This window comes from Streptococcus halitosis, from assembly GCF_003143695.2.
GTDB classification, from domain to species: domain Bacteria; phylum Bacillota; class Bacilli; order Lactobacillales; family Streptococcaceae; genus Streptococcus; species Streptococcus halitosis.
On the sequence record NZ_QEMY02000011.1, the window covers coordinates 1 to 399 of the forward strand.

1 protein-coding gene is annotated in these 399 nt (G+C 43.1%); it reads right to left on the minus strand.

Annotation, left to right across the window (positions count from 1 at the left end):
• On the minus strand, positions 1-399 hold a 399-nt coding region (locus DB729_RS09350), incomplete at both ends, for a Spy0128 family protein (RefSeq protein ID WP_279633977.1).

The following is a 399-nucleotide window of genomic DNA, read 5'->3' on the forward strand; positions in this document are numbered from 1 at the left end:
ATCCACTACGTTCACTTTAACTGTGTGGGATTCAGTTGAGTAAGTCACACCTGCTTCTGTTCCTGCTTTTTCAGTAATAGTGTAAGTGTGCTCTCCTGCTTCTGTGTAGTCGACCTTGAAGACAACTTCTCCTGAAGCAGTGTTCTTAGCAGTAGCTACAACTGCATCTTTTTCTTTCAATTCAAAAGTATAAGCATCAGCCACAAGGTCTTTACCATTCAAGACTTTCTTAGCTTTGATTGTCGCGCTTGTTGAAGCGGCTTTATAAGTGTTGGTGAAGACACGTTCTGCTTCCGCATTTTCTACAGTCGCAACCAATTGACCTTGGCCGTTATCCACTACGTTCACTTTAACTGTGTGGGATTCAGTTGAGTAAGTCACACCTGCTTCTGTTCCTGC